General features: G+C 41.5%; 14 protein-coding genes, 3 tRNA genes and 3 rRNA genes. 15 read left to right on the top strand and 5 right to left on the bottom strand.

Annotated features, from left to right (window positions below):
• Positions 1–142: 142 nt before the first annotated feature.
• Entirely contained in the window at positions 143–1,261 is a 1,119-nt protein-coding gene (lpxB, locus tag HUW51_RS01635) for a lipid-A-disaccharide synthase (protein WP_185272259.1), read from the top strand.
• A gap of 168 nt (positions 1,262–1,429) precedes the next feature.
• On the opposite strand, the gene clpX is transcribed toward lpxB, so the two are convergent.
• Positions 1,430–2,653: an ATP-dependent Clp protease ATP-binding subunit ClpX gene (clpX, locus tag HUW51_RS01630; RefSeq protein ID WP_185272258.1), complete on the bottom strand. Its 1,224-nt coding sequence runs from the start codon at positions 2,651–2,653 to the stop codon at positions 1,430–1,432.
• A gap of 280 nt (positions 2,654–2,933) precedes the next feature.
• On the opposite strand from clpX, the gene HUW51_RS01625 reads away from it, so the two are divergent.
• The gene (locus tag HUW51_RS01625; protein WP_185272257.1) at positions 2,934–4,208 is read left to right on the top strand and encodes an AAA family ATPase; all 1,275 of its coding nucleotides are present in this window, start codon (positions 2,934–2,936) and stop codon (positions 4,206–4,208) included.
• Positions 4,205–5,242 (top strand): 5-methylcytosine restriction system specificity protein McrC, encoded by a 1,038-nt coding sequence (locus HUW51_RS01620; RefSeq protein WP_185272256.1) that lies wholly within the window; start codon positions 4,205–4,207, stop codon positions 5,240–5,242. Before HUW51_RS01625 ends, HUW51_RS01620 begins: the two co-directional genes overlap by 4 nt.
• A gap of 120 nt (positions 5,243–5,362) precedes the next feature.
• On the opposite strand, the gene HUW51_RS01615 is transcribed toward HUW51_RS01620, so the two are convergent.
• The 3 genes from HUW51_RS01615 to HUW51_RS01605 form a co-directional block, all read right to left on the bottom strand.
• A complete protein-coding gene (locus HUW51_RS01615) occupies positions 5,363–6,064 on the bottom strand; it encodes a ClpP family protease (protein WP_228466900.1) in 702 nt (233 codons plus the stop codon).
• A 138-nt stretch (positions 6,065–6,202) separates the two neighbouring features.
• Positions 6,203–7,534, bottom strand: a complete 1,332-nt coding sequence (gene tig / locus HUW51_RS01610) for a trigger factor (RefSeq protein WP_185272255.1) — start codon at positions 7,532–7,534, stop codon at positions 6,203–6,205.
• Between the two features lie 75 nt (positions 7,535–7,609).
• A tRNA-Leu gene (locus tag HUW51_RS01605) sits at positions 7,610–7,691 on the bottom strand.
• 306 nt (positions 7,692–7,997) lie between these two features.
• On the opposite strand from HUW51_RS01605, the gene HUW51_RS01600 reads away from it, so the two are divergent.
• The 12 genes from HUW51_RS01600 (at position 7,998) to HUW51_RS01545 (ending at position 24,494) form a co-directional block, all read left to right on the top strand.
• A complete protein-coding gene (locus HUW51_RS01600) occupies positions 7,998–10,202 on the top strand; it encodes a RelA/SpoT family protein (protein ID WP_185272254.1) in 2,205 nt (734 codons plus the stop codon).
• A gap of 110 nt (positions 10,203–10,312) precedes the next feature.
• A complete protein-coding gene (locus HUW51_RS01595) occupies positions 10,313–10,780 on the top strand; it encodes a Fur family transcriptional regulator (RefSeq protein WP_185272253.1) in 468 nt (155 codons plus the stop codon).
• Entirely contained in the window at positions 10,777–11,121 is a 345-nt protein-coding gene (locus tag HUW51_RS01590) for an STAS domain-containing protein (protein ID WP_185272252.1), read from the top strand. Before HUW51_RS01595 ends, HUW51_RS01590 begins: the two co-directional genes overlap by 4 nt.
• Positions 11,122–11,180: 59 nt before the next feature.
• Positions 11,181–12,449: an adenylosuccinate synthase gene (locus HUW51_RS01585; protein WP_185272251.1), complete on the top strand. Its 1,269-nt coding sequence runs from the start codon at positions 11,181–11,183 to the stop codon at positions 12,447–12,449.
• Between the two features lie 767 nt (positions 12,450–13,216).
• Positions 13,217–14,737 (top strand): 16S ribosomal RNA (locus tag HUW51_RS01580).
• Between the two features lie 213 nt (positions 14,738–14,950).
• Positions 14,951–15,024, top strand: a tRNA-Ile gene (locus tag HUW51_RS01575).
• Between the two features lie 13 nt (positions 15,025–15,037).
• Positions 15,038–15,111: transfer RNA gene (locus HUW51_RS01570), tRNA-Ala, on the top strand.
• 176 nt (positions 15,112–15,287) lie between these two features.
• A 23S ribosomal RNA gene (locus tag HUW51_RS01565) occupies positions 15,288–18,180 on the top strand.
• A 126-nt stretch (positions 18,181–18,306) separates the two neighbouring features.
• Positions 18,307–18,418 (top strand): 5S ribosomal RNA (rrf, locus tag HUW51_RS01560).
• The 16S, 23S and 5S rRNA genes sit together here with 2 tRNA genes alongside, the layout of an rRNA operon.
• Before the next feature lie 746 nt (positions 18,419–19,164).
• Positions 19,165–22,185 (top strand): malectin domain-containing carbohydrate-binding protein, encoded by a 3,021-nt coding sequence (locus HUW51_RS01555; RefSeq protein WP_185272250.1) that lies wholly within the window; start codon positions 19,165–19,167, stop codon positions 22,183–22,185.
• 316 nt (positions 22,186–22,501) lie between these two features.
• Complete coding sequence (sdaAA, locus tag HUW51_RS01550; protein ID WP_185272249.1) at positions 22,502–23,407, top strand: L-serine ammonia-lyase, iron-sulfur-dependent, subunit alpha; 906 nt, start codon at positions 22,502–22,504, stop codon at positions 23,405–23,407.
• Between the two features lie 76 nt (positions 23,408–23,483).
• Positions 23,484–24,494 (top strand): phosphotriesterase family protein, encoded by a 1,011-nt coding sequence (locus tag HUW51_RS01545; RefSeq protein ID WP_185272248.1) that lies wholly within the window; start codon positions 23,484–23,486, stop codon positions 24,492–24,494.
• A 69-nt stretch (positions 24,495–24,563) separates the two neighbouring features.
• Here the strand turns inward: HUW51_RS01545 and HUW51_RS01540 are convergent, their stop codons facing one another.
• Positions 24,564–25,184, bottom strand: a complete 621-nt coding sequence (locus tag HUW51_RS01540; RefSeq protein ID WP_185272247.1) for an RNA polymerase sigma factor — start codon at positions 25,182–25,184, stop codon at positions 24,564–24,566.
• Positions 25,185–25,362: the final 178 nt, after the last annotated feature.

Below are 25,362 nucleotides of genomic sequence, written 5' to 3'. Positions count from 1 at the left end.
TTCTGTGGCAGAATAGTTTAGTCTGTATACTTTAAAATTATCGGCTTACTTAGTTAGTCATTCAGCAATCCAACATGGTTTAAAGCTTAACCAGCGTAAAATTTAAAAATTTAAAATTTCAGAAAATCAACCATCTACCACTTTGAAGTATTACATAATTGCGGGCGAGCGTTCGGGTGATTTACATGCGGCTAAGTTAATGCAGGAACTCCGGCAGCAAGATCCGCAAGCAGAGTTCCGGTGTTGGGGCGGCGACATGATGCAGGCAGCCGGCGGCGAATTAGTACGGCATTACCGGGAGTTGGCTTTTATGGGCTTTATAGAAGCGGCCCGAAATATTTTTAAAATTTCCCGTTTTTTGCGGGAGTGTAAAGCCGATATTCTGGCTTATAATCCGGATGTAGTCATTCTGGTTGATTACGCGGGCTTTAACTTACGGATTGCCAAATTCGTGAAAGAACAAGGCTTAAAAGTTTTCTACTACATTTCTCCTAAAATCTGGGCCTGGAACCAAGGGCGGGTACATAAAATAAAAAAAATCGTCGACCGGATGTTCGTGATTATGCCTTTTGAAGAGGCGTTCTACGGCCGGTTTGATTATAAAGTAGATTACATTGGTAACCCCATTGCCGATATGGTGCGGGAACATCAGCCAACTGTGCATTTCCGGGAAAAGAATAACTTACCCGATAAGCCTCTTATTGCGGTTTTACCAGGCAGTCGTAAGCAAGAAATCGAATCGATTTTGTACATTATGCTCAGCGTGTTGCCCGCCTTTCCGCAGTACCAGTTTGTGGTAGCAGCAGTATCTAACCTTAACCCCGATTATTACCGCAATTTTAAAAGAGAAAACTTAAGTGTTGTAACCGACCAAACTTACGATTTACTGGCGAATGCGCAGGCTGCGCTGGTCACGTCGGGTACCGCTACTTTAGAAACAGCTTTGTTCAACGTGCCCCAGGTTGTTTGCTACACCACCAGCGCTATTTCGTACTGGATTGGCCGGGCCGTAATAAAGGTGCCGTATATTTCTTTGGTAAATTTAATTGCCGATAAAGCGGTGGTAAAAGAATTAATTCAAGGAGAATTAACGGGCCGGAATATAATAACGGAACTTAAAAAAATAACCGAAGATGAGGCCGTCATTCAGCAACAAAAAAACGATTATCAGGAGTTACGTCATTTATTAGGCGAAGCCAAATCAGCCAATAAAGCCGCGCAATTAATGGTACAATATCTGAAACTAGACGCTAGACACTAGACGCTAGATATTAGACACTGGATTTTACTTGGCTTTGAACATATATTAAAATAAAAGCGGCTTCTGAATAATCAGGAGCCGCTCTTGTTTTAATCAGAAATTAAAATTTTAAAAAATTTACTCTACATCTAAAATCTAGCGTCTAGCTTCTAATATCTAGTATCTAAATTAAGCTACTTTTAATTGCTTTAACGACGATTTCTCAAACTGTTGGCGGGCGTATTCCAGGTCAATCACTAAGTCGTGGGTACCTTGCTGCGAAGGTAGCTCGAACATTGCTTCGGTCATGATGCCTTCGCAAATAGACCGTAAGCCCCGGGCGCCTAACTTATATTCGGCCGCTTTCTCTACAATGTAATTTAAAGCTTCTTCGGCAAAAGATAAATTGATATTCTCCATCTCGAATAAGCGCTTATATTGTTTAATTATCGAGTTTTTAGGCTCGGTTAAAATTAAGCGCAACGTAGATTTATCCAGGGGATTCAAGTGCGTTAGAACCGGCAAACGACCAATTAATTCCGGAATCAAACCAAATGTTTTTAAATCCTGAGCCGAAATGTAACGTAAATAATTTTCATTGTTATCCAGGCTTTCGGCCGCCGATTTTGAAAAACCAATTGGTTTGGCATTCATGCGGTTTTTAATTAAGCGATCAATACCCACAAAAGCACCGCCACAGATAAACAGAATATTTTCGGTATTCACCGTAATCATTTTTTGTTCCGGGTGCTTGCGTCCGCCTTGCGGGGGCACATTTACCGAAGTGCCTTCTAATAATTTTAATAAGGCCTGTTGTACCCCTTCGCCGCTCACATCGCGGGTTATGGATGGATTATCGCTCTTGCGGGCAATTTTATCAATCTCATCAATATACACAATGCCGCGTTCGGCGGCTTCTACGTTATAATCGGCAGCTTGCAGTAAACGGGTTAAAATGCTTTCCACGTCTTCGCCCACGTAGCCCGCCTCGGTTAAAACGGTAGCATCGGCAATGCAAAATGGCACTTGTAAAATACCCGCCAGCATCCGGGCCAGAAAAGTTTTACCGGTACCGGTTTCACCCACCATAATAATGTTCGATTTCTCAATCACCACATCATCGGGTTGTACCGTTTGCATTAAGCGCTTGTAATGATTATAGACCGCCACCGACATTACTTTTTTGGCTTCATCCTGGCCCACTACAAACTGATCGAGGTACTCCTTCATTTCTTTTGGTTTTACCAAATTAAATTTAGGAGAGCGGCTACTCGAGCGAATTTTGTTTTCTTCGTTTAAAATCTGCTGCGCCTGGCCGATACACCGTTCGCAGATATGGGCATTAATGCCCGAAATCATGATAGAAACTTCTTTTTTTGTTTTGCCGCAGAAAGAGCACGTTACATCGGCCATATAATTATTATTAGTAAAAAGTAATTTTAACGTAATGTTTTACAAAGGTACTAAATAGAAATTTTACGGTTACATATTTTTATTAACACCTTCTTAATATTTAAAATATTGTATGTTAGATATTTAGCTGTTTTTAGTATGCTTAAAATCTTTTTTTGAATTTTTCTAATTTTTAAACATATAGGTTTATATTTCGGCTGGAAAAAAACTTGTTTAAATACTATTCTTTTTTCTGGAACCTAAGCCCTAAACTTGTACGTTGAAAGGGTAACAAAAGGATATGGCTACTTTTAAACTAAAAAGTATAACCCGGGAGCATATTTTGCAGGCGATCAGTGATATTGATCACCAGCAAACGCGCATGCGCGCTTCTACGGTTTACGATGTAGTTTATAAAGGTAAACGTTACCCACCCCGCGAATTAGTGCGTTTAGCGCACCAAATAGCCAGCGGAACCGCCACCGAATGGGCCATTTCGGCGGGGGTAACCGTTAATACTTACCTGGAAAAATTAGGATTTTCGGTGGTTACCAAGCAGCCTTTATTTTTACCGCCGCCCGCCGATGAAAAAGAAATAACTGAAGTAGTTGCTTCGGCCGAAATTGCATTGGCCCTGAGTAATCCGGTGCCGGCCGCGTTTGTTGCCGAGCCCGAAATAGCCTATAATTTTAAAAAAATACCCGTTTATACCTTAGCACAGGCTTTACAAGAAATATTTTTATCGGAACATCAACTGCAGAGTTTACTGGCGGTTTTGCAACGTAAGAAGAACATTATTTTGCAAGGGCCGCCGGGTACAGGTAAATCTTTTCTGGCAAAACGACTGGCTTATTTAGAACAAGGCGATCTGGATGCGGCTCGAATGGAAATAGTGCAATTTCATAGTAATTACGCCTATGATGATTTTATTCAGGGTTATCGGCCGGATAGCGAAGGGAAATTCAGATTAACCAATGGCGTATTTTTTAATTTTTGCCAGCGGGCCGCCGCCGATGTAAACCACAGCTATTTTTTTATAATCGAAGAAATCAACCGGGGTAATGTGAGCAGTATTTTCGGGGAAATGTTATTTCTGCTGGAAGCAGATAAGCGTGGACCGGAGTTTGCAACCTCGCTTACTTACGGGCAATTGGGCAGCGAACGTTTTTATATTCCGGCAAATGTGTTTGTAATTGGCACCATGAATACGGCTGACCGATCTTTAGTACTTTTGGATTATGCCTTACGCCGACGGTTTGCTTTTTTTAAAATGGAGCCCCAGTTCGGGGAACGTTTTGAACAATACTTAGCCGCTAAGAACGTATCAGCAGATCTTATAAAGCATATTGTAATAAGCATTCATAAACTGAATGAAGTTATTAGTTCGGATGCTGCTTTAGGAGCCGGTTTTCAAATCGGGCATAGTTATTTTAGTAATCTGCCAAAAGGAGCGGGAATAGCTTGGTTTAACGGTATCGTGGAAAACGAAATAACTCCTTTACTCGAAGAATATTGGTTTGATAACCCCAAGCAAATAGCGGCGCAACTTAAAAAATTACAGTTGCCGGCTTCATGAGTATTCCCATCCAGAATATTTACTACCTGCTTAGTTATGCCTGGGACAAAGCCGAGATAATTCTCGATTTGCAGCTTGTAGGGAGCGAAGCCGGAGAGCATATTAGTAACTTATTGGCCCGGATGCTTTTGCCGGAAGTTCGCAAGTTGGCTAATTTAGGTTTAGCTACGGCGTATTTGCCGCAAACTCGCCAGCTTAAAGGTATTAAGGGTAAGTTATTACTAAACGAAACATTCGGGTTAAATCAAAAAGCCATGGTGGGGCAAACCATTTGTTCGGTAGAAAAGCTTAGCCCCGATATTTTACCGAATCAAATTATTAAAACTACACTCCTGCAATTAAAACAAACCGCAGAATTAGCTGTAAATTTTAAAAAAGAGGTAGAATGGCTACTCTCGGTATTTACTCCGGTTCAAGTAATTGCACCTGCTTTACTAACAACGGAGCAACTAGCTTTGCCGCGGCATCAATCCGAACGTTACCGGTTTATATTGCAGTGCTGCGCCTTTATCCGGCAAAACTTATTGCCTACTACCGAGGGGCTAGGTTTTACAAGTAAATCGTTTTTGGCTGATAAAAAGCAGATGGCCAGTATATTTGAGGCTTTTGTGCGTAATTTTTATCGGCGGGAGCAGAAAGTTTTTCAGGTAAAATCCGAGAAAATTACCTGGCAGGGGCAGGGTACAAATAAAGAAGCGCAACAGTTTTTGCCGGTTATGTTTACTGATATTTCCCTTAACGCTCCTTCGCGGAAAATTATTATTGATACGAAGTATTACAAAAAAGCTTTACTGCCGCACTACCAGCAGGATAAACTGCATTCCAAACATTTATACCAACTGTTCGCCTACTTGCAAAATACGTTACTTGATAATAAAGAGCAAACACTGGAAGGAATGCTGTTATACCCGGTAGTTACCCAATCATTAAATCTGGAGTACACATTAAGCAATAAAAAGGTGCGCGTTTGTACTATCAATCTAAACCAACCTTGGGCCGGCATTAAACAAGATTTGTTGCAATTGCTATTTTAGGGTTTACGGCTAATTTTTCTGATTCCGATTTATTACTACCGTAATTTTTCTTGTTAAACACAAAAAAAGCTTACCCTAACGGCTGTTAAGGTAAGCTTAAAAATGGCAAATTTTTAAAAATTAAGCAGTCGGGCGAACTAAAACTTCATCGATTAAGCCGTATTCTTTGGCTTCATCGGCGCGCATCCAGTAGTCACGGTCAGAGTTGTCGTGTACTTCCTGGTAGCTTTTACCGCTGTGCGAAGCAATAATTTCGTACAGTTCTTTTTTCAATTTTAAAATTTCGCGAGCCGTAATTTCAATATCAGAAGCCTGGCCTTGGGTACCACCCATGGGTTGGTGAATCATTACGCGGGCGTGGGGTAAAGCTGAACGCTTGTTTTTAGCGCCGCCGCACAGTAATACGGCCCCCATAGATGCTGCTAAACCGGTACAAATGGTAGCTACATCGGGTTTTACGTATTGCATGGTGTCGTAAATGCCTAAACCCGCATATACCGATCCACCCGGGCTGTTGATGTATAATAAAATATCTTTTTTAGAGTCAGATGATTCTAAGAAAAGTAATTGGGCCGTAATAATATTGGCAATAAAATCATCTACCTGGGTACCCAGGAAAATAATACGGTCCATGATTAAACGCGAAAACACGTCGATTTCGCGGAAGTTGGTGGGGCGTTCCTCAATTACCGAACGAGTCATGCTTTCGATACGGTGCATATTCGTAGAGTTTTCTACGTGGCTTAAATACTGATCTACACCTAAACCGCTCAATCCTTGACCTTTAACGGCAAATTTTCGGAATTCTTCTTTATTGTACATAGAATAAGGTTCTTAAATGATGAATTATAAGTATTAGGTACTAATAACTTGTCCGGGTAAAATAACAGAAATCATGCAAAAATAAAAAAGTCCTTATTATAAGGACTTTTTAAGCTTTTTGTTTTAAAAAAAGTGTAATTAGAACGATAAATTACGGAATTCGTCGGCCGTTACTGACTTTTCGACTACTGTAACTTTGTCTTTTAATACATCCAATACTTTTTCTGCCAAAATGGCTTCGTACTCGTTAATGTAATTACGGCCGTTATTTTGTTTCAGATAATTGTCGATGTAACCGTTCATGGTATCCGCTAATTCATCTGAAATCTCCGGCATGTTAAACTGCGCAAACATTTTAGCCTTGGTAGCATTTACCACTTCCTCGTTCGAAACTTTAATGTCGTTTTCTTCTACAATTTTATTGCGGATCATTGACCATTTCAGTTCGTCTTTGTATTGCTCAAAGTTTTCCTCGATTTGCTCTGGCGTTAACTTACCTTGGTTAGATACCGCTAACCATTTTTTAAAAAATTCTTCTGGTAGCGTAATTTCAGTTTCTTTAACCAGTTTTTCAACCAGTTTATTTTTTAAAACTTTGTCGGCCTCTTGTTGGTAATTTTCGGCTAAAGTTTCCCGAAGCTTGTTGTTGAATTCTTCTTCGGTGGTAACGGCATCTTTCCCGAAAATTTTATCGAATAGTTCCTGGTTAAATTCGGCAGCAGCCGTACGATTAATTTTTTCTACCGCAAATTCAAAGTTGCCTTTTAATTCGGCAGTTTCTGCTTTTCTAACGCCGGTCACGTGCGAAATGGCACTGGCATCGTTATCAAAAACTTCCTGTAAATCAAAAGTGATAACATAGCCGGCTTTTACCCCAATAAATTGCTCTTGGTTTTTCTTGATTTTATTAATAGGCAGCAGGGTAGTAGTTTTAAATTCCCCTTCTAACTGGCGCAGTTCTCCCGATAAATAATCATTGGCTTCAGAAGTTTCCGGGTTAGCAGTTTCGCCGTATTGTCGCTGTAAGTGCTCGTGTACCTGGTTAATGGTTTCCTCGTCCAGTTCAATTTTATAAGCATCCAGGGTTTCGCCGGCTGCTGGGTTTAATTCAAAATCAGGAAGAATACCTAATTCAAAATCAAACTCAAAATCTTTTTGATTGTCCCAGTCAATGGCATTTTGCTTGGTTTCGTCCGGTAGGGGTTCGCCTAAAATACGAATGTTATTTTCTTTAATGTAGTCGTTTACTGATTTAGAAAGTAAACCGTTTATTTCTTCAGCCAAAATACTTTTGCCGTACATTTTACGGATAAGGCCAGCCGGAACTTTGCCCGGGCGAAATCCTTTGATCTGAGCCTTTTTAGTATATTCTTTTATTTTTTCGTCAACTTTAGGAGCATAATCAGCTTCCTGCAATACAACTTTTAAGTTTGCATTGGTTGTGTCGTTCTGATTTAAGGTAATGTTCAAGGCTTACAAAATTTAGGTTATGGGATAATGCATTAAAAATAAACCCTCAACACGGGTATGTTGAGGGTGCTGAAGTGCGGATGAAGGGACTCGAACCCCCATGCCTCGCAGCGCTAGATCCTAAGTCTAGTGCGTCTACCAATTTCGCCACATCCGCAGGGCTTGTAATTGTGCTGCAAAGGTATTAAACCTGAAGCTAAAAGCAAATAGCATTGTAGTTTTTTAAAAATTATTTTTAATTAATTAAAAGCCTAAAGTAAAATTTTGTTAAATCTTAAATTTACTTACTACCACAAACCGTATGTAAGGTACACAGGAGTTTATACCGCCAAATTTAAAATAGGCACGTTACCTTAGTTTTTTTTGTTTAGTAGATAATTACATTTGGTATAAATTTTAAAAAATTCCAGGTGTTTCAAAAAGTAATAGTTTAAAATACTACTGCGAAACGCATCTTTATATAATGATTGATCCAGAAGAAGAGCGAAAAGAAATATTGCGTCATTACCGGAGGTTGCTGAAATATGCTAAACCTTTTTTAAAGGACAATGACGCTAAAATTATTAAAAAGGCATTTAATACCTCTTTAGAGGCGCATAAGAATATGCGTCGTAAATCGGGGGAGCCTTATATTTTGCACCCCTTAGCCGTAGCCCAAATTGCCGTGGAAGAAATAGGCTTGGGTACTACCTCTATTGTGGCTGCTTTATTGCACGATGTAGTAGAAGATACCGAACTCGAAATTAAAGATATTGAGCGGGAATTTGGCCCGAGTGTGGCGCGGATAATTGAGGGATTAACTAAAATATCGGGGGTTTTTGATTATGGCACGTCGCAGCAGGCCGAAAATTTCCGGAAAATGCTGTTAACCCTCTCGGACGATGTTCGGGTAATTTTAATAAAATTAGCCGACCGCCTGCATAACATGCGTACCTTGGATAGCATGGCTCGTGACAAGCAACTAAAAATTGCATCCGAAACCATGTATTTGTATGCTCCTTTGGCACACCGTCTTGGTTTATACGCTATCAAATCCGAGTTAGAAGATTTATATTTAAAATATACCGATACCGATACCTACCGGGAGATTACAAATAAAATCCGGCAGACTAAAGTTGCCCGTAATAAATTTATCAAAGAATTTGTAGCGCCCCTCGAAGAAGAGTTAAAGCGCCAAGGCTTTGATTTTGAAATTAAGGGTCGTCCAAAGTCTATTTATTCTATTCTTAAAAAAATCCGCAAACAGAATATCACCTTCGACGAGGTTTACGATTTATTTGCTGTCCGGATTATTTTAAATGTACCCCTAGAAATTGAGAAAGCAGCCTGTTGGTCGGTTTATTCTATTGTAACTGATTTTTACCAACCTAACCCAGACCGGTTGCGCGATTGGGTTAGTACGCCGCGGGCAAATGGCTACGAATCGCTACATACCACAGTAATGAGCCGGACAGGCCAGTGGGTAGAAGTGCAAATCCGGAGCCAACGCATGGACGACATTGCCGAAAAAGGTTACGCTGCCCACTGGAAATACAAAAGCGAAAACAGTAATGGCCACGAATCTGGTTTAGAGCAATGGATTAATAAGGTGCGGGATATGCTCGAGATGAACAATTCCAACGCTTTAGAGTTTATGGACGACTTCCGGAAAAACTTATTCGTGGAAGAAGTTTTTGTGTTTACGCCAAAAGGGCAGTTGATAATTTTACCGGACAAAGCTACCGCCTTAGATTTTGCTTTTGAAATTCATACGCAAATAGGCACGCAGTGTATCGGGGCTAAAGTAAACCAGAAATTGGTGCCTTTAAGTTACCGCTTGCATAACGGCGACCAGGTAGAAGTTCTTACATCTCAAAAACAACGTCCTTCCGAAGAGTGGCTGAAATTTGCTACAACATCGCGGGCTCGATCTAAAATAAAAGAATTTTTGCGCGAAGACCGCAAGGTAAAAGCAGAAGAAGGTAGAACTTTAGTGGAAAAACGCTTACAGCAACTAGAAGTAGAACCTACTCCTTCTAATTTAAATCGTTTGTTTACTTTTTTTCATATACCGCATCCGCAGGAGTTTTACTACCGCATCGCCATCAATAAAATTGATATAAAAGATATTAAAGAAGAAATTTTTGATTATAACGTAGTTCTGGAGCGGCCCAGAAATGAGCATTTTGATCAGAAAAGCTTTGATAAAGAAGTGCAAAAAATACGCGGCGTTACTTCGGATATGTTAGTAATCGGCGAAAATACCTCTAAAATTGCCTATTCTATTGCTACGTGTTGCAACCCCATTCCGGGCGATGATGTGTTTGGCTTTGAAACAGAAACGGAAGGTATTATTATTCACCGGACTTCTTGCCCGAAGGCGGTAGAGTTAATGTCTAATTACGGGAACCGCATTGTAAAGGCGAAATGGACCGATCAGTACGAGTTGGTGTTTTTAGCGGGTATCCGCATTAAAGGTACCGACCGGGTAGGTATGGTAAATGACTTAACCAAAGTTATTTCGAACAGCTTAAAAGTAAATATGCGGTCTATCACCTTAGATTCGCACGATGGAATTTTTGATGGTAAAATAATGGTGTTTGTTAATGATACCAGCCATCTCGAAAAACTTATTCAACGCTTAAATCGGGTAAATGGCGTTATCTTAGTAGAGCGCTTTGATTCTTAAAGGTAGGATAAACAATTAGTAATAAGGTTTTGTAGTTTCTGATTGTTTACCACAATTTCTGAAGTGTTGGATAAGTATGTTTTTTAAATTTTTAACGAAAGACGAAAAAAGTGTTAGATCAAGTAAAATTTAACGAGGTAAGAAAAATTTTTACAGCTTACCTTGAAAGCAAGGGTTTACGGAAAACCCCGGAACGGTACGCTATTCTGGAAGAAATTTACTCCCGGACCGGCCATTTCGATGTGGAGTCGCTTTATATCAGCATGAAAAATAAAAACTACCAGGTAAGCCGGGCTACCGTTTACAATACCTTAGATTTATTGGTAGAAAATGATTTGGTAAGTAAGCACCAATTTGGCCGGAATTTAGCCCAATACGAAAAATCGTACGGCTACCGGCAGCACGATCATGTTATTTGTACGGAATGCCACAAAGTAGTAGAGTTTTGCGACCCTCGGATTCATAATATTCAGACCATGGTAGGCGAACTATTAAATTTTCATATCTTGCACCACTCTTTAAACCTTTACGGCATTTGTGCGGATTGCCGGGCTAAAAATATGGCGCAGAATACATGAAATTGGAAAGTACGGTAACTAAGGATATTGTTTACGTTCGATTACAAGGAGACTTAATAGGTAGTCCGGATTCTCAGCAACTAATTGAGTTAGTTAATAATAGTATTAACGAAACAAAATTACTGTGTGCGGTAGATTTATCTCAGGTTAGATTTATTAATAGCAGTGGCATTGGAGTGTTGGTTTCTTTGTTAACTAAGTTTCGTAACCGCGGAGGCGAAATGGTTTTGATAAATCCTTCCGAGCAAATTCGTAAACTTCTTATTATTACCAAACTGAACAATATTTTTACGGTTAAAGAAACAGATGAGGCTGCGGCCAGTTATTTAATCCAATCCTGATTCTTCATTTCAGAAAATTTTTAAAAATTTATATTTTTTTTTCACCAATCACTACTTAAATGGCAGTCGATATTCTTATAGGTCTTCAGTGGGGCGACGAAGGCAAAGGCAAAATTGTAGACGTTCTAGCTCCTACTTATGACATTGTAGCTCGTTTTCAAGGAGGCCCTAATGCAGGCCACACCCTGGAGTTTGAAGGTACAAAGCATGTTTTACATCAAATACCCTCCGGAATCTTTCATCCTAATATCATAAATATAATTGGTAACGGGGTAGTTCTGGATCCGATTATTTTTAAAGCCGAAATGAAGAAATTGGCTGACCGGGGAATTGATGCTGCTAATAACCTTTACATTTCTAAAAAAGCTGCAATTATACTGCCTTCCCATAAGTTTATCGATCGGGTTTCAGAAGAAGCCTTAGGTGAAAATAAAATTGGTTCTACCTTAAAAGGCATTGGCCCTACTTATCAGGATAAGATTGGGCGTTCTGGATTACGCGTTGGCGATATATTGTTAGCTGATTTTGATGACCGCTATAACCGGATTATTGAACGCCATAAAAAAACAGTAAGCTTTTACCAAAAAACGTTAGATATAGAAGAACAAGAAAAAGAGTTCTTCGAGGCAATAGAGTACTTAAAATCATTCAAATTAGTTGATAGTGAGTACATGATCAATCAGGCTCTGGCTAACGGCAAACGAATTTTAGCAGAAGGAGCTCAAGGGTCGCTTTTAGACATTGATTTTGGAACTTATCCATTTGTAACTTCTTCTAACACCTTGGTAGCAGGCGCCTGTACAGGTTTAGGTGTAGCGCCTCGCCATATCGGGGAAGTTTACGGAATTTTTAAAGCATACTGCACCAGAGTAGGTAGTGGGCCGTTTCCTACGGAGTTATTAGATGATGTGGGGGAAGAAATAAGAAAAGCAGGTCGTGAATTTGGCTCAACTACCGGCCGGCCGCGCCGTTGTGGCTGGATAGATTTGCCTACACTCAAATATTCCATCATGTTAAATGGGGTAACCCAATTGAATATGATGAAAGCTGACGTGCTGGATAATTTTGATGAAATTAAAGTTTGTACCTATTATCAGCTATCAAATGGCGAACTAACGGACTTAGTTCCTCATCAATTTATTGAAGGTGAACTGACGCCTCATTACGTAACCTTGCCAGGTTGGAGACAAGACACCAGCCAAATAACAAATTTTGAAAATTTGCCAGAAGCGTTTAATTCCTATATCGCATTTTTGGAACAACATTTACAAGTTCCGATCAGGATAGTGAGTGTAGGCCCGGACCGGGTGAGCACGCTGCAGCGGTAGGGGATAAGCGGGGGCAGGAGGAGGAGTTAAAAAATTTTTGGTGGTTGTACTCAGGGGATTAGGGGCAGGGCTACGGGAAAGTTGCAAAAAGGTTTGGAAAAGGGAGAAAGAGGTGGTTATCTTTGCACACCGAAACGGAAAAAGGGCAGCAGGCCCGGGGTACAACCACCTCAGTTTGGGGCCTTACAGAAGGAAGAAAATTTGACTTGTTGAAGCGGGAGGCGGCGGTTTTAAGACTGGCAAAAAGTTTTAAAAAAAAAGTTACGAAAAGATTTGGAGGGAAGGAAAAGAATTCAGACTTTTGCACTCCCAATTCGGCAGCTGGTTGAAAGGGAAGTAAGGAGAGTGGAAAAAAGCGGGAGCCAGCAGGGAACTAAGCGGAGCGGTTTAAGCGTTGTGATTTAGGTTCTGGCGGGAAGGCAAGCAAAGAAGAGAGCAGAAAAAAAAATAAAAAATATTTTTGCTTTTAGATTTGGAGAAAATAAAAAAGATGCTGACCTTTGTGCTCCCAAATAAAAAGAAGGGTTTCTCCGGCAGGGAGGAAAGAGAAAAAGTAAAAAAAACAGCTACTAACTAATCAATAAAGAGTAGTACAAGTTCAACCAGGAAGTGGTTGGAGCAAGTTCTTTGAATGAGTGAAAAGAGAAAATAGCAAACCGCATAAGTGCTATATCTAACTTACGGGTTAGAGGGTCTTATGTTAAAAGAGAGCACAGGTAACGATCCAGCGAGACACAAGGAGCAGCAATGCTTCACAATAATATTCTACAATGGAGAGTTTGATCCTGGCTCAGGATGAACGCTAGCGGCAGGCCTAATACATGCAAGTCGAACGGGCTGGAGCAGCAATGCTTCAGTTAGTGGCGCACGGGTGCGTAACGCGTATGCAACCTACCTTTTATTGGGGGATAGCCCGGAGAAATCCGGATTAATACCGCATAATATCATTTGAGGGCATCTGAGGATGATTAAAGCTGAGGCGATAAAAGATGGGCATGCGTGTCATTAGCTAGTTGGTTGAGGTAACGGCTCACCAAGGCGACGATGACTAGGGGTTCTGAGAGGATGATCCCCCACACTGGTACTGAGATACGGACCAGACTCCTACGGGAGGCAGCAGTAGGGAATATTGGGCAATGGAGGCAACTCTGACCCAGCCATGCCGCGTGCAGGATGAAGGCCTTCTGGGTTGTAAACTGCTTTTATCTAGGAAGAAAATACTCTTGCGAGAGGAACTGACGGTACTAGATGAATAAGCACCGGCTAACTCCGTGCCAGCAGCCGCGGTAATACGGAGGGTGCAAGCGTTGTCCGGATTTATTGGGTTTAAAGGGTGCGTAGGCGGCTTCATAAGTCCGTGGTGAAAGCCAACAGCTCAACTGTTGAACTGCCATGGATACTGTGAGGCTTGAGTACAGACGAGGTAGGCGGAATGGATCGTGTAGCGGTGAAATGCATAGATACGATCCAGAACTCCGATTGCGAAGGCAGCTTACTAGGCTGTAACTGACGCTGAGGCACGAAAGCGTGGGGAGCGAACAGGATTAGATACCCTGGTAGTCCACGCTGTAAACGATGATAACTCGATGTTGGCGATACACAGTCAGCGTCTTAGCGAAAGCGTTAAGTTATCCACCTGGGGAGTACGCCCGCAAGGGTGAAACTCAAAGGAATTGACGGGGGCCCGCACAAGCGGTGGAGCATGTGGTTTAATTCGATGATACGCGAGGAACCTTACCTAGGCTAGAATGCGCGTGACCGCCTCAGAGATGAGGCTTCCCTTCGGGGCACAAAGCAAGGTGCTGCATGGCTGTCGTCAGCTCGTGCCGTGAGGTGTTGGGTTAAGTCCCGCAACGAGCGCAACCCCTATCTTTAGTTGCCAGCACGTCATGGTGGGGACTCTAGAGAGACTGCCTGCGCAAGCAGTGAGGAAGGTGGGGACGACGTCAAGTCATCATGGCCCTTACGCCTAGGGCTACACACGTGCTACAATGGGCGGTACAGAGGGTCGCTACTTAGTAATAAGATGCCAATCTCAAAAAACCGTTCTCAGTTCGGATTGAGGTCTGCAACTCGACCTCATGAAGCTGGAATCGCTAGTAATCGCGTATCAGCAATGACGCGGTGAATACGTTCCCGGGCCTTGTACACACCGCCCGTCAAGCCATGGAAGTCAGGGAGACCTGAAGACGGTAACCGTTAAGGAGCCGTTTAGGGTAAAACTGGTAACTGGGGCTAAGTCGTAACAAGGTAGCCGTACCGGAAGGTGCGGCTGGATCACCTCCTTTCTGGAGCTGATTGTTACAGCTTTACTTTAACAGGTTTGTTATTTTCTTTTCCTTATTCAAATCCTAAGAGGCTAACCACAGCAGGTGGTTGGTAAAACAAAAAAGAAGTGGCATCACAGCTGCGTGTAAGCCAAAGGGCGAAAAGCTGGGCAGAACGGATAGAGAGAAGAGGAAAGTTTAGAAGCCGGAGCTTGCCACTCAACTAAAAGCTGAGGGCTTGTAGCTCAGGTGGTTAGAGCGCTACACTGATAATGTAGAGGTCCCTGGTTCGAGTCCAGGCAGGCCCACTCTATAGAACTAGGGGGATTAGCTCAGCTGGCTAGAGCGCCTGCTTTGCACGCAGGAGGTCAACGGTTCGACTCCGTTATTCTCCACACTTCATTCAATTAAGTAAAGACAGCAGGTCTTTACTACACTTAGGGCAGATTATTAGAAGCCAGATGATTAACATCGAGGGTCTAAGATCTACAACTAAAAAGTTCTTTGACATAATGGTAAGAGAAGAAACTAGAGTAGACAAAAATACGAGTAAAGAGTAAACGATTTTATTAAGAAAGTTACTAAGGGCGTATGGGGGATGCCTAGGCTCTCAAAGGCGAGGAAGGACGTGATAAGCTGCGATAAGCTCGGGGGATTGGCACATACGAATTGATCCCGAGATTTCCGAATGGGGCAACCCGGCTGGTTGAAGACCAGTCACACCGCAAGGTGAGCAAACCCGGAGAACTGAAACATCTAAGTACCCGGAGGAAGAGAAAATAAGAATGATTCCGTTAGTAGTGGCGAGCGAACCCGGAAGAGCCCAAACCAGTATTGTTACGGCAATACTGGGGTTGTAGGACCACGAGGTGGGACTGAAAATTAAAGCTAAATTACCTGGAAAGGTAAGCCAGAGAAGGTGATAGCCCTGTCAGCGTAAGCTTTTCAGCCCTAGTGGGATCCTGAGTAGGGCGGGACCAGCGAAATCCCGTCTGAATCTGCCGGTACCATCCGGTAAGGCTAAATACTTTTGAGAGACCGATAGTGAACCAGTACCGTGAGGGAAAGGTGAAAAGAACCTTGAATAAAGGAGTGAAATAGAACCTGAAACCATACGCTTACAAGCGGTCGGAGGTCTTTCGTGGACTGACGGCGTGCCTTTTGCATAATGAGCCTACGAGTTACTCCTCTCTGGCAAGGTTAAATGTTTGAAAACATGGAGCCGCAGCGAAAGCGAGTCTGAATAGGGCGCATAGTCAGAGGGGGTAGACGCGAAACTTTGTGATCTACCCTTGACCAGGTTGAAGTGTGGGTAACACCACATGGAGGACCGAACCAGTTTCCGTTGAAAAGGATTTGGATGAGTTGAGGGTAGGGGTGAAAGGCCAATCAAACTGAGAAATAGCTCGTACTCCCCGAAATGTTTTTAGGAACAGCGTCGTGGTTAGAGTTTGCTAGAGGTAGAGCTACCGATTGGACTAGGGGGAGTCACATCCTACCGAATCCAGACGAACTCCGAATGCTAGTAAATATACACGGCAGTGAGGCTTGGGGTGCTAAGGTCCCAGGCCGAGAGGGAAACAACCCAGACCATCCGCTAAGGTCCCTAAATTTATACTAAGTTGAACAAAGGAGGTCCAGTTGCTTTGACAGCCAGGATGTTGGCTTGGAAGCAGCCATTCATTTAAAGAGTGCGTAACAGCTCACTGGTCGAGCGACAGGGCATCGATAATAATCGGGCATCAAGTATAATACCGAAGCGATGGATATGTAGTAATACATGTGGTAGGGGAGCATTCTCAACAGCGTCGAAGGTGCCTGGTAATGGGTGCTGGAGCGTTGAGAAAAGCAAATGTAGGCATAAGTAACGATAAGGCAGGTGAGAAACCTGCCCGCCGCAAGACTAAGGTTTCCTGAACAACGCTAATCGGTTCAGGGTTAGTCGGGTCCTAAGGCAATACCGACAGGTTAAGTCGATGGACAACGGGTTAATATTCCCGTACTAGCTTATTAGAGTGATGTGGTGACGGAGGAGTGAAAGGTCTGCGCACTGACGGAATAGTGCGTTGAAGTCCGTAGTTAAAAGTTTGGTAGGCAAATCCGCCGGACTTGATGAAAGACGATAGTACTCTGCGCCTTCGGGCAAGGAGATAATGACCCTAATCAGACTTCCAAGAAAACCCGCTAAGCGATTACTAATAAGCTACCCGTACCGTAAACCGACACAGGTAGTCGAGGAGAGCATCCTCAGGCGCTCGAGTGAATCACGGCCAAGGAACTCGGCAAAATGGCCCTGTAACTTCGGGAGAAGGGGCGCTTCCTTGCAGCGATGCAAGAAGCCGCAGTGAAAAGGCCCAGGCGACTGTTTAACAAAAACACATGGCTTTGCGAAATCGAAAGATGAAGTATAAGGCCTGACACCTGCCCGGTGCTGGAAGGTTAAGAGGGGGGGTTAGCCGCAAGGCGAAGCTCTGAATCGAAGCCCCAGTAAACGGCGGCCGTAACTATAACGGTCCTAAGGTAGCGAAATTCCTTGTCGGGTAAGTTCCGACCTGCACGAATGGTGTAACGATCTGGGCGCTGTCTCAGCCGTGAGCTCGGTGAAATTGTAGTCTCGGTGAAGATGCCGAGTACCCGCAACGGGACGGAAAGACCCCGTGCACCTTTACTATAGCTTAACATTGACTCTGGATAACTCATGTGTAGGATAGGTGGGAGACTATGAAGCGGCGTCGCTAGGCGTCGTGGAGTCAACGTTGAAATACCACCCTTGAGTTATTTGGAGCCTAATCTCGAAAGGGAAACAGTGTTTGGTGGGTAGTTTGACTGGGGTGGTCGCCTCCAAAAGAGTAACGGAGGCTTTCAAAGGTACCCTCAGCACGCTTGGTAACCGTGCGTAGAGTGCAATAGCAGAAGGGTGCTTGACTGTGAGGCCGACAAGCCGAGCAGGTACGAAAGTAGGATATAGTGATCCGGTGGTTCCGCATGGAAGGGCCATCGCTCAAAGGATAAAAGGTACGCCGGGGATAACAGGCTGATCTCCCCCAAGAGCTCATATCGACGGGGAGGTTTGGCACCTCGATGTCGGCTCGTCACGTCCTGGGGCTGGAGAAGGTCCCAAGGGTTCGGCTGTTCGCCGATTAAAGTGGCACGCGAGCTGGGTTCAGAACGTCGTGAGACAGTTCGGTCCCTATCTGTTGTGGGCGTAAGAAATTTGCGAGGACCTGACCTTAGTACGAGAGGACCGGGTTGGACCAGCCGCTAGTGCACCGGTTGTGGCGCCAGCTGCAGCGCCGGGTAGCTACGCTGGGATGAGATAAGCGCTGAAAGCATCTAAGTGCGAAACTCACCTCAAGATGAGATTTCTTTTAAGGGTCGTGAAAGATGATCACGTTGATAGGCGGTAGGTGTAAAGCAAGAAACTGCAAAGCTGAGCCGTACTAATTACCCGTAAGCTTTCTTAATAGCCCTTCGTTTTCTGGTTTACGCGGTGTTTACTGCCAAGGACTTCTCTTACCGTATTATGTTAAAAGACTAAAAAATAGCAAAGCTGCCTAGCGCAGCTTCCCAGCCAGGTGCTGGAGCACAATAATGGTGGTTATAGCGCGGGTGTTCACCTCTTCCCATTCCGAACAGAGAAGTTAAGCCCCGTAGCGCCAATGGTACTGCAATCACATGCGGGAGAGTAGGTAGCCGCCAACCCCCTTTCTTCTGAATAGCCTCTTTCCTTCAACCGAAAGAGGCTTTTCTGCTTTTATACCCCTACCTACCACCACCAAACCAAACAACTAACATACACCTCTCCCCAAACAACAGTTACCAATCCCTACAACCAGTAAACCGCCCTAAAAAGTAGTAACTCTGCTAGCCATATAGCTGTTCCAAAAGAAAACTCCTCATATCAAGCCAATAATCAGCTGTTGTAATGTATTTATTGGAAAATGAGTTGTGCAAAACATCTGAACGCATTTAATTTATGAACTTTAAGCCAATTTATAAGCTATAGCGATTTGGTACTTGTAAAACGCTATAGCTTATAAATACTTCTAATTGGCAGAAGAATACTTCCACAAAAGGTAATTTCATTAAGAGAACTGGTTTAATCATTATCTCATTTATATGATTTAGATATACCAGAATTCAAATAGTACTTATTTTAATAAATTTGATTTAAAATTTATACAATTTATTAGATGAATTATATAGTGAGATTAGATCATAGCTAGCAATAAAATAAACAAATAAAATTACAGGATACTTATTAAAGCTATTCTGTTTAAAATATATAGATATTTTGTTATTTTGTTGTAACTTTAAGCAGTAAAATGCCGTTAAACATGAGAGATTGTATTTAGAATTGTATTTTTTTACTATTTAAAACACTGTAATTCTTTTATTTAATATATTATTATTTGCGTTTCTTTAAATTTCAATAATTTCCTGCCCTTATGAAAATGAATTATACAACTGAATTATTTGCGCATTTTAATAAATTAAAACCACTGTTAGTTTTTATTGTATTCCTGCTGATTGGTAATATAAATCTTCAAGCTAAAATTGTTGTAGCAGACCCTCCGTGTAATCCTTATAGTACTTTACCGTGTAACCAGCTAAGTGTTGCTCTGCCATTTTCTTTAACGTTTAATAACAGTGTAGTTAATTCTATTACAGATAAAAATGGGATAGGTACCGGTTTTACTATGGTAGATACTTATACTGGTTCCCGCTTAACTGCAGATGGAAGTGTTTCCAACGCAAATGTTCCAGGGTACGTGCCTGCTAACCTTTCTGTAAGTTCTGGTACATTAAAAATTGTAACAAATAAAGGTATTGCTTCTACTAATAGTAATAATCAACTTAATACCTTAGGGGTACGAGTTGATAGCCGTTCTAAATTACAGTTAGATGTAAATATAATCAATCCTTATGTTGGCTCCCAGTATGAGCAAGGTGGATTATGGTTTGGTCTTAGCGATAAAACCTTTATTAAAATAGTAGTAAATGGAAGTAAGATAGAAATGCGTAAAGAGCTGAATGATGTAAGTGTAACATCTGATCAGCGCATAACTGGAACAATCAATAATCTAAATACTCAAACTGTACGGTTGCGGTTAGTGATAGACCCAGTGACAAATACAGCCGAGGGTTTTTATTCGTTAGACGGTACTAATTATTCTAATGTTGGCGCTACTTACACTACCAAAACGCTAGGAATATCTGGCATGGGGTTAACCAATAGTACAGCTTACGCAGGCATTTTTGCAACCCACCGTAATGCTAATGCTCCTGTTACTTATACTTTTGATAACTTTAATGTTAAATCTTTTAACATACCCAATCCTTTAAACAGTAATGCTTACATGGTATTGGAAAACCCTGATAAACTTCCAGCTAATGATCAACTGACTTTCTCAATTATACAAATTCCTTGGCGTCGGACAGATCCGGTTATAACTCCTTACAATGAAAATCATGATCGGATAAAATTAAAAATTAGCAATAAAGGTACCGGCGATCTTATAATTAATAACTTAACGCTTACTAATACCGCGGCATGGAAGATTGAAACCTTTAATGGTTCGGCTTATAATGCTAGTACAGTATTGCCTCTTAAATTAGCTAAAGGAGCATCTGCCGAAGTTGGCATTCAGTTTATTGCTAAAAGTGCCGGCACCCGGGTGGCTATTGTAAATGGCAGTTTAATAATTTCTTCAAACGATGATATTGCTCCTAACAAGGAAGTTGTACTTCGCGGCTTGTGGCAGTATAAAGGGGAGGGTAAAAACGAACCTTACGCGCGAGAAATAATACAGGCATTTGGTTATAAAACTAATACCGGTTATACTCAACATGATGGTGCTATTGATGGAAAAACGATTGTACCTAATTCAGATGAAGTAGCTGCTGATTACTTTATGCAAGCAGACCTGAGTCAACCAGTGGTTGTAAGCCAGCTGGCAGCTTATCATGGTTGTTGCAGGCAGGTAGAAGATATTTTTTGGTATGACAAGCAAGCTGGTACCAAGACAAGATTATTTTATCATGATGCCTTAGATGGTCAATCTTTATTACCACGTATAGCCAATAAAACCACGACTGCTTCTGGCACATTTAAATCTTCCAAACCGTTTGGCTTCTTAGTACAGGACTCGTATTCCGATAGAAATAAAAATTTTGAAAAACGGATTGGGATGCGCTTCTGGAAGGCTATTGATTCTGAAGGTAAAGTAATTCCAAATACGTATATTGTGGGTACGGATTATCTTGGAACAGAGTACACTAATTATGATTATCAAGATAATGTGTATCTAATTAGTAATGTGCGTTTAGAAAATGAACCAGCTAGTGTGCCTGCTTTGGTTAGTGCTCCATCCGCCCTTTCTTTTGGAACCTTACAAACGGGAGTAACTAAAACCGTGGCGGTAAAATTAACCAATCAATCATCAAGCAGTGCACAAATTAGTGCTGTAGAAGTTGTAGGACCTAATTTAAATGAATTTACTGCTGTTTTACCAGCTACTACTCTGGCGGCTAATGCTTCAATAAATGTAAATGTCAATTTTAGCCCATCTACACGTGGTCTAAAAAATGCCGCTTTAATAGTGCATTATAGTACTGGGCATACGCCTCTGCGAATTCCGCTGTATGGAATTGCGAATGATGCCAGTTTCGCTTTAAATATTGCGAAGCGTATAAAAGGCGCCGCTGATGCGAATGTAACTATAAATGGCACAACTTGGGAAGCAGATAAAGCTTACCGCCAAGGCTCCATTATGCTGGATAAACAAGTTGTGGCCGGACCAATTGCTGGTACCGACGAAGATGTTCTTTATCAAACTTATTTATCTGCGGCGTCTAATCTGGCCGAAACACGTTACCAAGTGCCTTTAGCAAATGGAACTTACTGGGTACGGATGCATTTTGTAGAAAATTACTTTAATGGTCCGGTGGGTACGCGTGTATTTAGCACCACGATAGAGAACGAGTTGCGGCTAAGTGGTTTTGATATCTTCCGGGAAGTTGGCTATAGAGCGGCTTTAGTAAAAGACTTTGAAGTAGTAGTAAAAGATGGGGGCCTTTCCATTAAGTTTAACCCAACGGCTAACCGGGTTGCTTTGGCCGCTACAGAAATTTATAAAGTAAGTGCTGCTACTGTTACGGCTATCGCCAACGAAACCTTAAATACAGGTACCGAAAACATTGCAGCAGCGGTAACTGTATATCCAAATCCAACGGAAACCGGTAACTTAGTTCAAATTGAATTATCTGGTTTTGCCCCTAATCAAAAAGTAGATATTGCTTTACAAGATGTAATGGGTAAGCAAATCCTAAATAACCAGGTAACTACTAACGCTACCGGAACGGGTCAAATGCAATTTTCAGATACTCAGCGTTTAGCTGCGGGTCTGTACTTGATAAATGCGCAAGGAACGGATAGAAAGGCACAAACAAAGTTGTTGATTAAGTAATTTTTAAATTTTTATTGTAAAAGGGAGCCAAATGAATGGTTCCCTTTTTTTATGCACTGTTATAAAAAGTAGAATTTTAAATTTAACCATTAAACAGAAACATTAATTTATATTAGTGCTACTGGAACCAATACTATTTGCTAGTTAGGGTACTTATTAGAAATACAACTATATAGCTTCGATGATCTGGCAGAAAACAATATGACTTGCGGTAATATAACAAGCTTCAAAAACTTAATATTAATAAACCCGGGCTGTTTTATTAATACCTACGTTCATTAATTATACTGCTTTAAAATTTAAAATATCAATCAAAATGGCTTTACTCTTTAATGATTTTATAAGTTGGGAGAAGCATTGTGTAAGAACGGCTGAAGCCTTGTATCAACCGGTACTCGCCTACGAAATAGAATTAAAAGGCCGCACCGAAGAGTTTATCTGGCAAAATATTGCCCGTGCTTACCAGGTGATGCAAGAAGCCGTAAAAACCGGCCTTACCGCTGACATGACTTCCCGGTCAGGAATGGTAAATAATGGCGCTAAAAAGGTAGCAGAAGCCCCAGTAACAGTTTTATCTCCCGAGTTTAAAACCTTAATCTCCCGAGCCATGGGGGCTAAAGAAGTAAACTCTTGTATGGGGCGGGTAGTGGCTGCTCCAACTGCCGGTGCATCTGGTATATTGCCCGGCGTTTTAACTACTTTGCAAGACTTGCACCAATTGCCTGACCGTAAAATACACGAAGCCTTGTTGATTGCGGCCGGAATTGCTTTAATTATCGAAAAAAATGCTTCTTTAGCGGGAGCAGTGGGCGGTTGCCAAGCCGAAACCGGCAGCGCTGCCGCCATGGCAGCGGGGGCTATTGTTTATTGCTTAAATGGTACCATAGATCAGGTATTTACGGCTGTAGCTATTACAATTCAATGCATGCTTGGTTTAATCTGTGATCCGGTAGCTGGTTTAGTAGAAGTTCCTTGTATTGTGCGTAATGCCAGTGCAGCTGCTATTGCTTTTTCTTCGGCACAAATAGCAATTAGTGGCGTAAATCCGGTAATACCCGTAGATCAGTGTGTGCAAGCACTGGGCGAAGTAGGGCAGAGTATGGAGAGCCGTTATAAGGAAACTGCTTTAGGTGGTTTAGCCAATATGCCTGCCGGACGAGCTATCGAAAAAAAAGTATTAATTCAGGATATTGAAATACTTCCGGATACTCCTAATCCTTAGTTAGGGCTTTGTATTTGATTATAGAAAATCAAAATTTAAAATTTTAAAAAAAACAATGCCATTGTGGAATAACTATTTGCTTGCATCAAAAATCCTGATTATAAGTGGATTTTTAAGTTGCCTTAGCAATCAAGTAATAGCACAAGAACAAGCTTTTGTAATATCGGTAAGCGGCGCGGTTCCTAAAAATAAGTTAGGTATAACTTTACCGCACGAACATATACTGGTTGATTTTATTGGCGCTGATCAGGTAAATGCCAACTGTTACAATCCAGATGACGTTTTTGTGCGCGTACTGCCTTACTTACAGAAACTAAAGCAAACAGGCTGTAAAACATTGGTAGATTGTACGCCCGCCTACTTAGGCCGCGACGTAAAATTACTGCAACGGTTAAGTAGAGCGAGCGGTCTAACCATTCTTACCAACACGGGTTATTACAGCGCTGTGCAAAATAAATATTTGCCCGCGCATGCATTTACCGAAACGCCGGAACAACTAGCCTCGCGCTGGATAACGGAAGCAGAACAAGGAATCGAGAAAACGAACATTAAGCCAGGATTTATAAAAATAAGTGTAGATGCCGGGCCACTAACAACCGTAAACCAAAATCTGGTAAAGGCTGCAGCAATTACGCATTTAAAAACCGGTTTAACCATAGCTTCTCACACGGGTAATGGCGAGGCGGCTTTATCTCAAATTAAGCTTTTGCAACAAAACAATGTTTCCGGAAAAGCATTTATCTGGGTGCATGCCCAAAACGAAAAAGATAACCAGTTGCATCTAGCGGCAGCTAAAGCCGGCGCCTGGATTGAGTTTGACGGTATTAACAGCAATAATGTACCAGTGTATATAACCATATTGCAAAAAATGAAAGCTGCTGGTTTCTTAAAACAAACTTTAATCTCGCAGGATGCCGGGTGGTACCACGTAGGCGAAAAGAATGGGGGTAAATTTCAGCAGTACGATACACTGTTTACTGTTTTTTTGCCAGCGCTTAAAAAAGCCGGATTTAAACCATCCGAAATCAGGCAATTAATTGAAATAAATCCGCAGGAAGCTTTTGCCAAAAAAGTGAGGCCGCAGTAATCTTTTAAATTTTTTAAAATTTCAAGTGTAAAGCCGCACGGAGTAACGGAAGGAGTAGAACCTTAAACCTTATTTTCCGGCTAAATAAATGCGGGCAAATTCTTTGTCTTGACGCAGTTTTTTAAAAGCTTTATGAATATGATTAATCACGGACTGGTAATTAAGCGCCATCAGCTCTGCTATTTCATCAAACTCCAGGTTTTCGTAATATTTTAAATAAATAACTTCTTTTTGCCGCTTAGATAAAGCATTAAGCAAATTAGAAATATGTTGCCGTTTTTCCAGGCTGGTTTCTTCCAAAATAGTAATTTCTTCTTCCGAAAACGCGATATCGGGCTGGTTACTACCAAAAATATTTGCTCGTAAATAATACTTTTTATCCCGTTCTAAGTGGCGGATAATGCCCCGCCGTAAAGATTTTAATAAATAAAATTTAATAGCCTGCACATAGCCTAATTGGGCTTTATTTTTCCAGAGCGAAGCAAAAAGTTCTTGAATGGCATCTTGTACAATTTCATCGGCATTGGTAATCTTCATTCCATAATAATACAAGTCGTTGTAAAATTTGTGATAAATGTAAGAAAATGCAAGTTCTTCGCCTTTCTTAAAATCGTTCCAAATTTCAGAATCAGTTTGTAAGGAGTAATCTACTAGGTAATCCTCTTTTGATTGGGTAACTACCAAATGCATAATAAGTGTACGGATTGTAAAAGTTTGGAATAGGCAAAAAGTTTAATCTAACCTTAAGTTCGAATAATGCTACTACTATAGTAATTATTGCTTCACAAATAAGCAAATTCTAGCATATAAAATTTTACATATTTATATTTATTTGCTTCCTCAGCTTGTATTTTTAAATAATATCTTA

This window comes from Adhaeribacter swui (assembly GCF_014217805.1).
In the GTDB taxonomy this organism is placed as follows: Bacteria; Bacteroidota; Bacteroidia; order Cytophagales; family Hymenobacteraceae; genus Adhaeribacter; species Adhaeribacter swui.
The sequence above is the reverse complement of the archived record's forward strand: the minus strand, read 5'-3'. Positions and strand labels throughout refer to the sequence as shown.

Coding starts and splice junctions, on each gene's coding strand:
- HUW51_RS01615 (WP_228466900.1), bottom strand. CDS start 6,064: ATGTACAATAAAGAAGAATTCCGAAAATTTGCCGTTAAAGGTCAAGGA.
- clpX (WP_185272258.1), bottom strand. CDS start 2,653: ATGGCCGATGTAACGTGCTCTTTCTGCGGCAAAACAAAAAAAGAAGTT.
- HUW51_RS01600 (WP_185272254.1), top strand. CDS start 7,998: ATGATTGATCCAGAAGAAGAGCGAAAAGAAATATTGCGTCATTACCGG.
- HUW51_RS01540 (WP_185272247.1), bottom strand. CDS start 25,184: ATGCATTTGGTAGTTACCCAATCAAAAGAGGATTACCTAGTAGATTAC.
- HUW51_RS01590 (WP_185272252.1), top strand. CDS start 10,777: ATGAAATTGGAAAGTACGGTAACTAAGGATATTGTTTACGTTCGATTA.
- sdaAA (WP_185272249.1), top strand. CDS start 22,502: ATGGCTTTACTCTTTAATGATTTTATAAGTTGGGAGAAGCATTGTGTA.
- HUW51_RS01620 (WP_185272256.1), top strand. CDS start 4,205: ATGAGTATTCCCATCCAGAATATTTACTACCTGCTTAGTTATGCCTGG.
- HUW51_RS01625 (WP_185272257.1), top strand. CDS start 2,934: ATGGCTACTTTTAAACTAAAAAGTATAACCCGGGAGCATATTTTGCAG.
- HUW51_RS01555 (WP_185272250.1), top strand. CDS start 19,165: ATGAAAATGAATTATACAACTGAATTATTTGCGCATTTTAATAAATTA.
- HUW51_RS01585 (WP_185272251.1), top strand. CDS start 11,181: ATGGCAGTCGATATTCTTATAGGTCTTCAGTGGGGCGACGAAGGCAAA.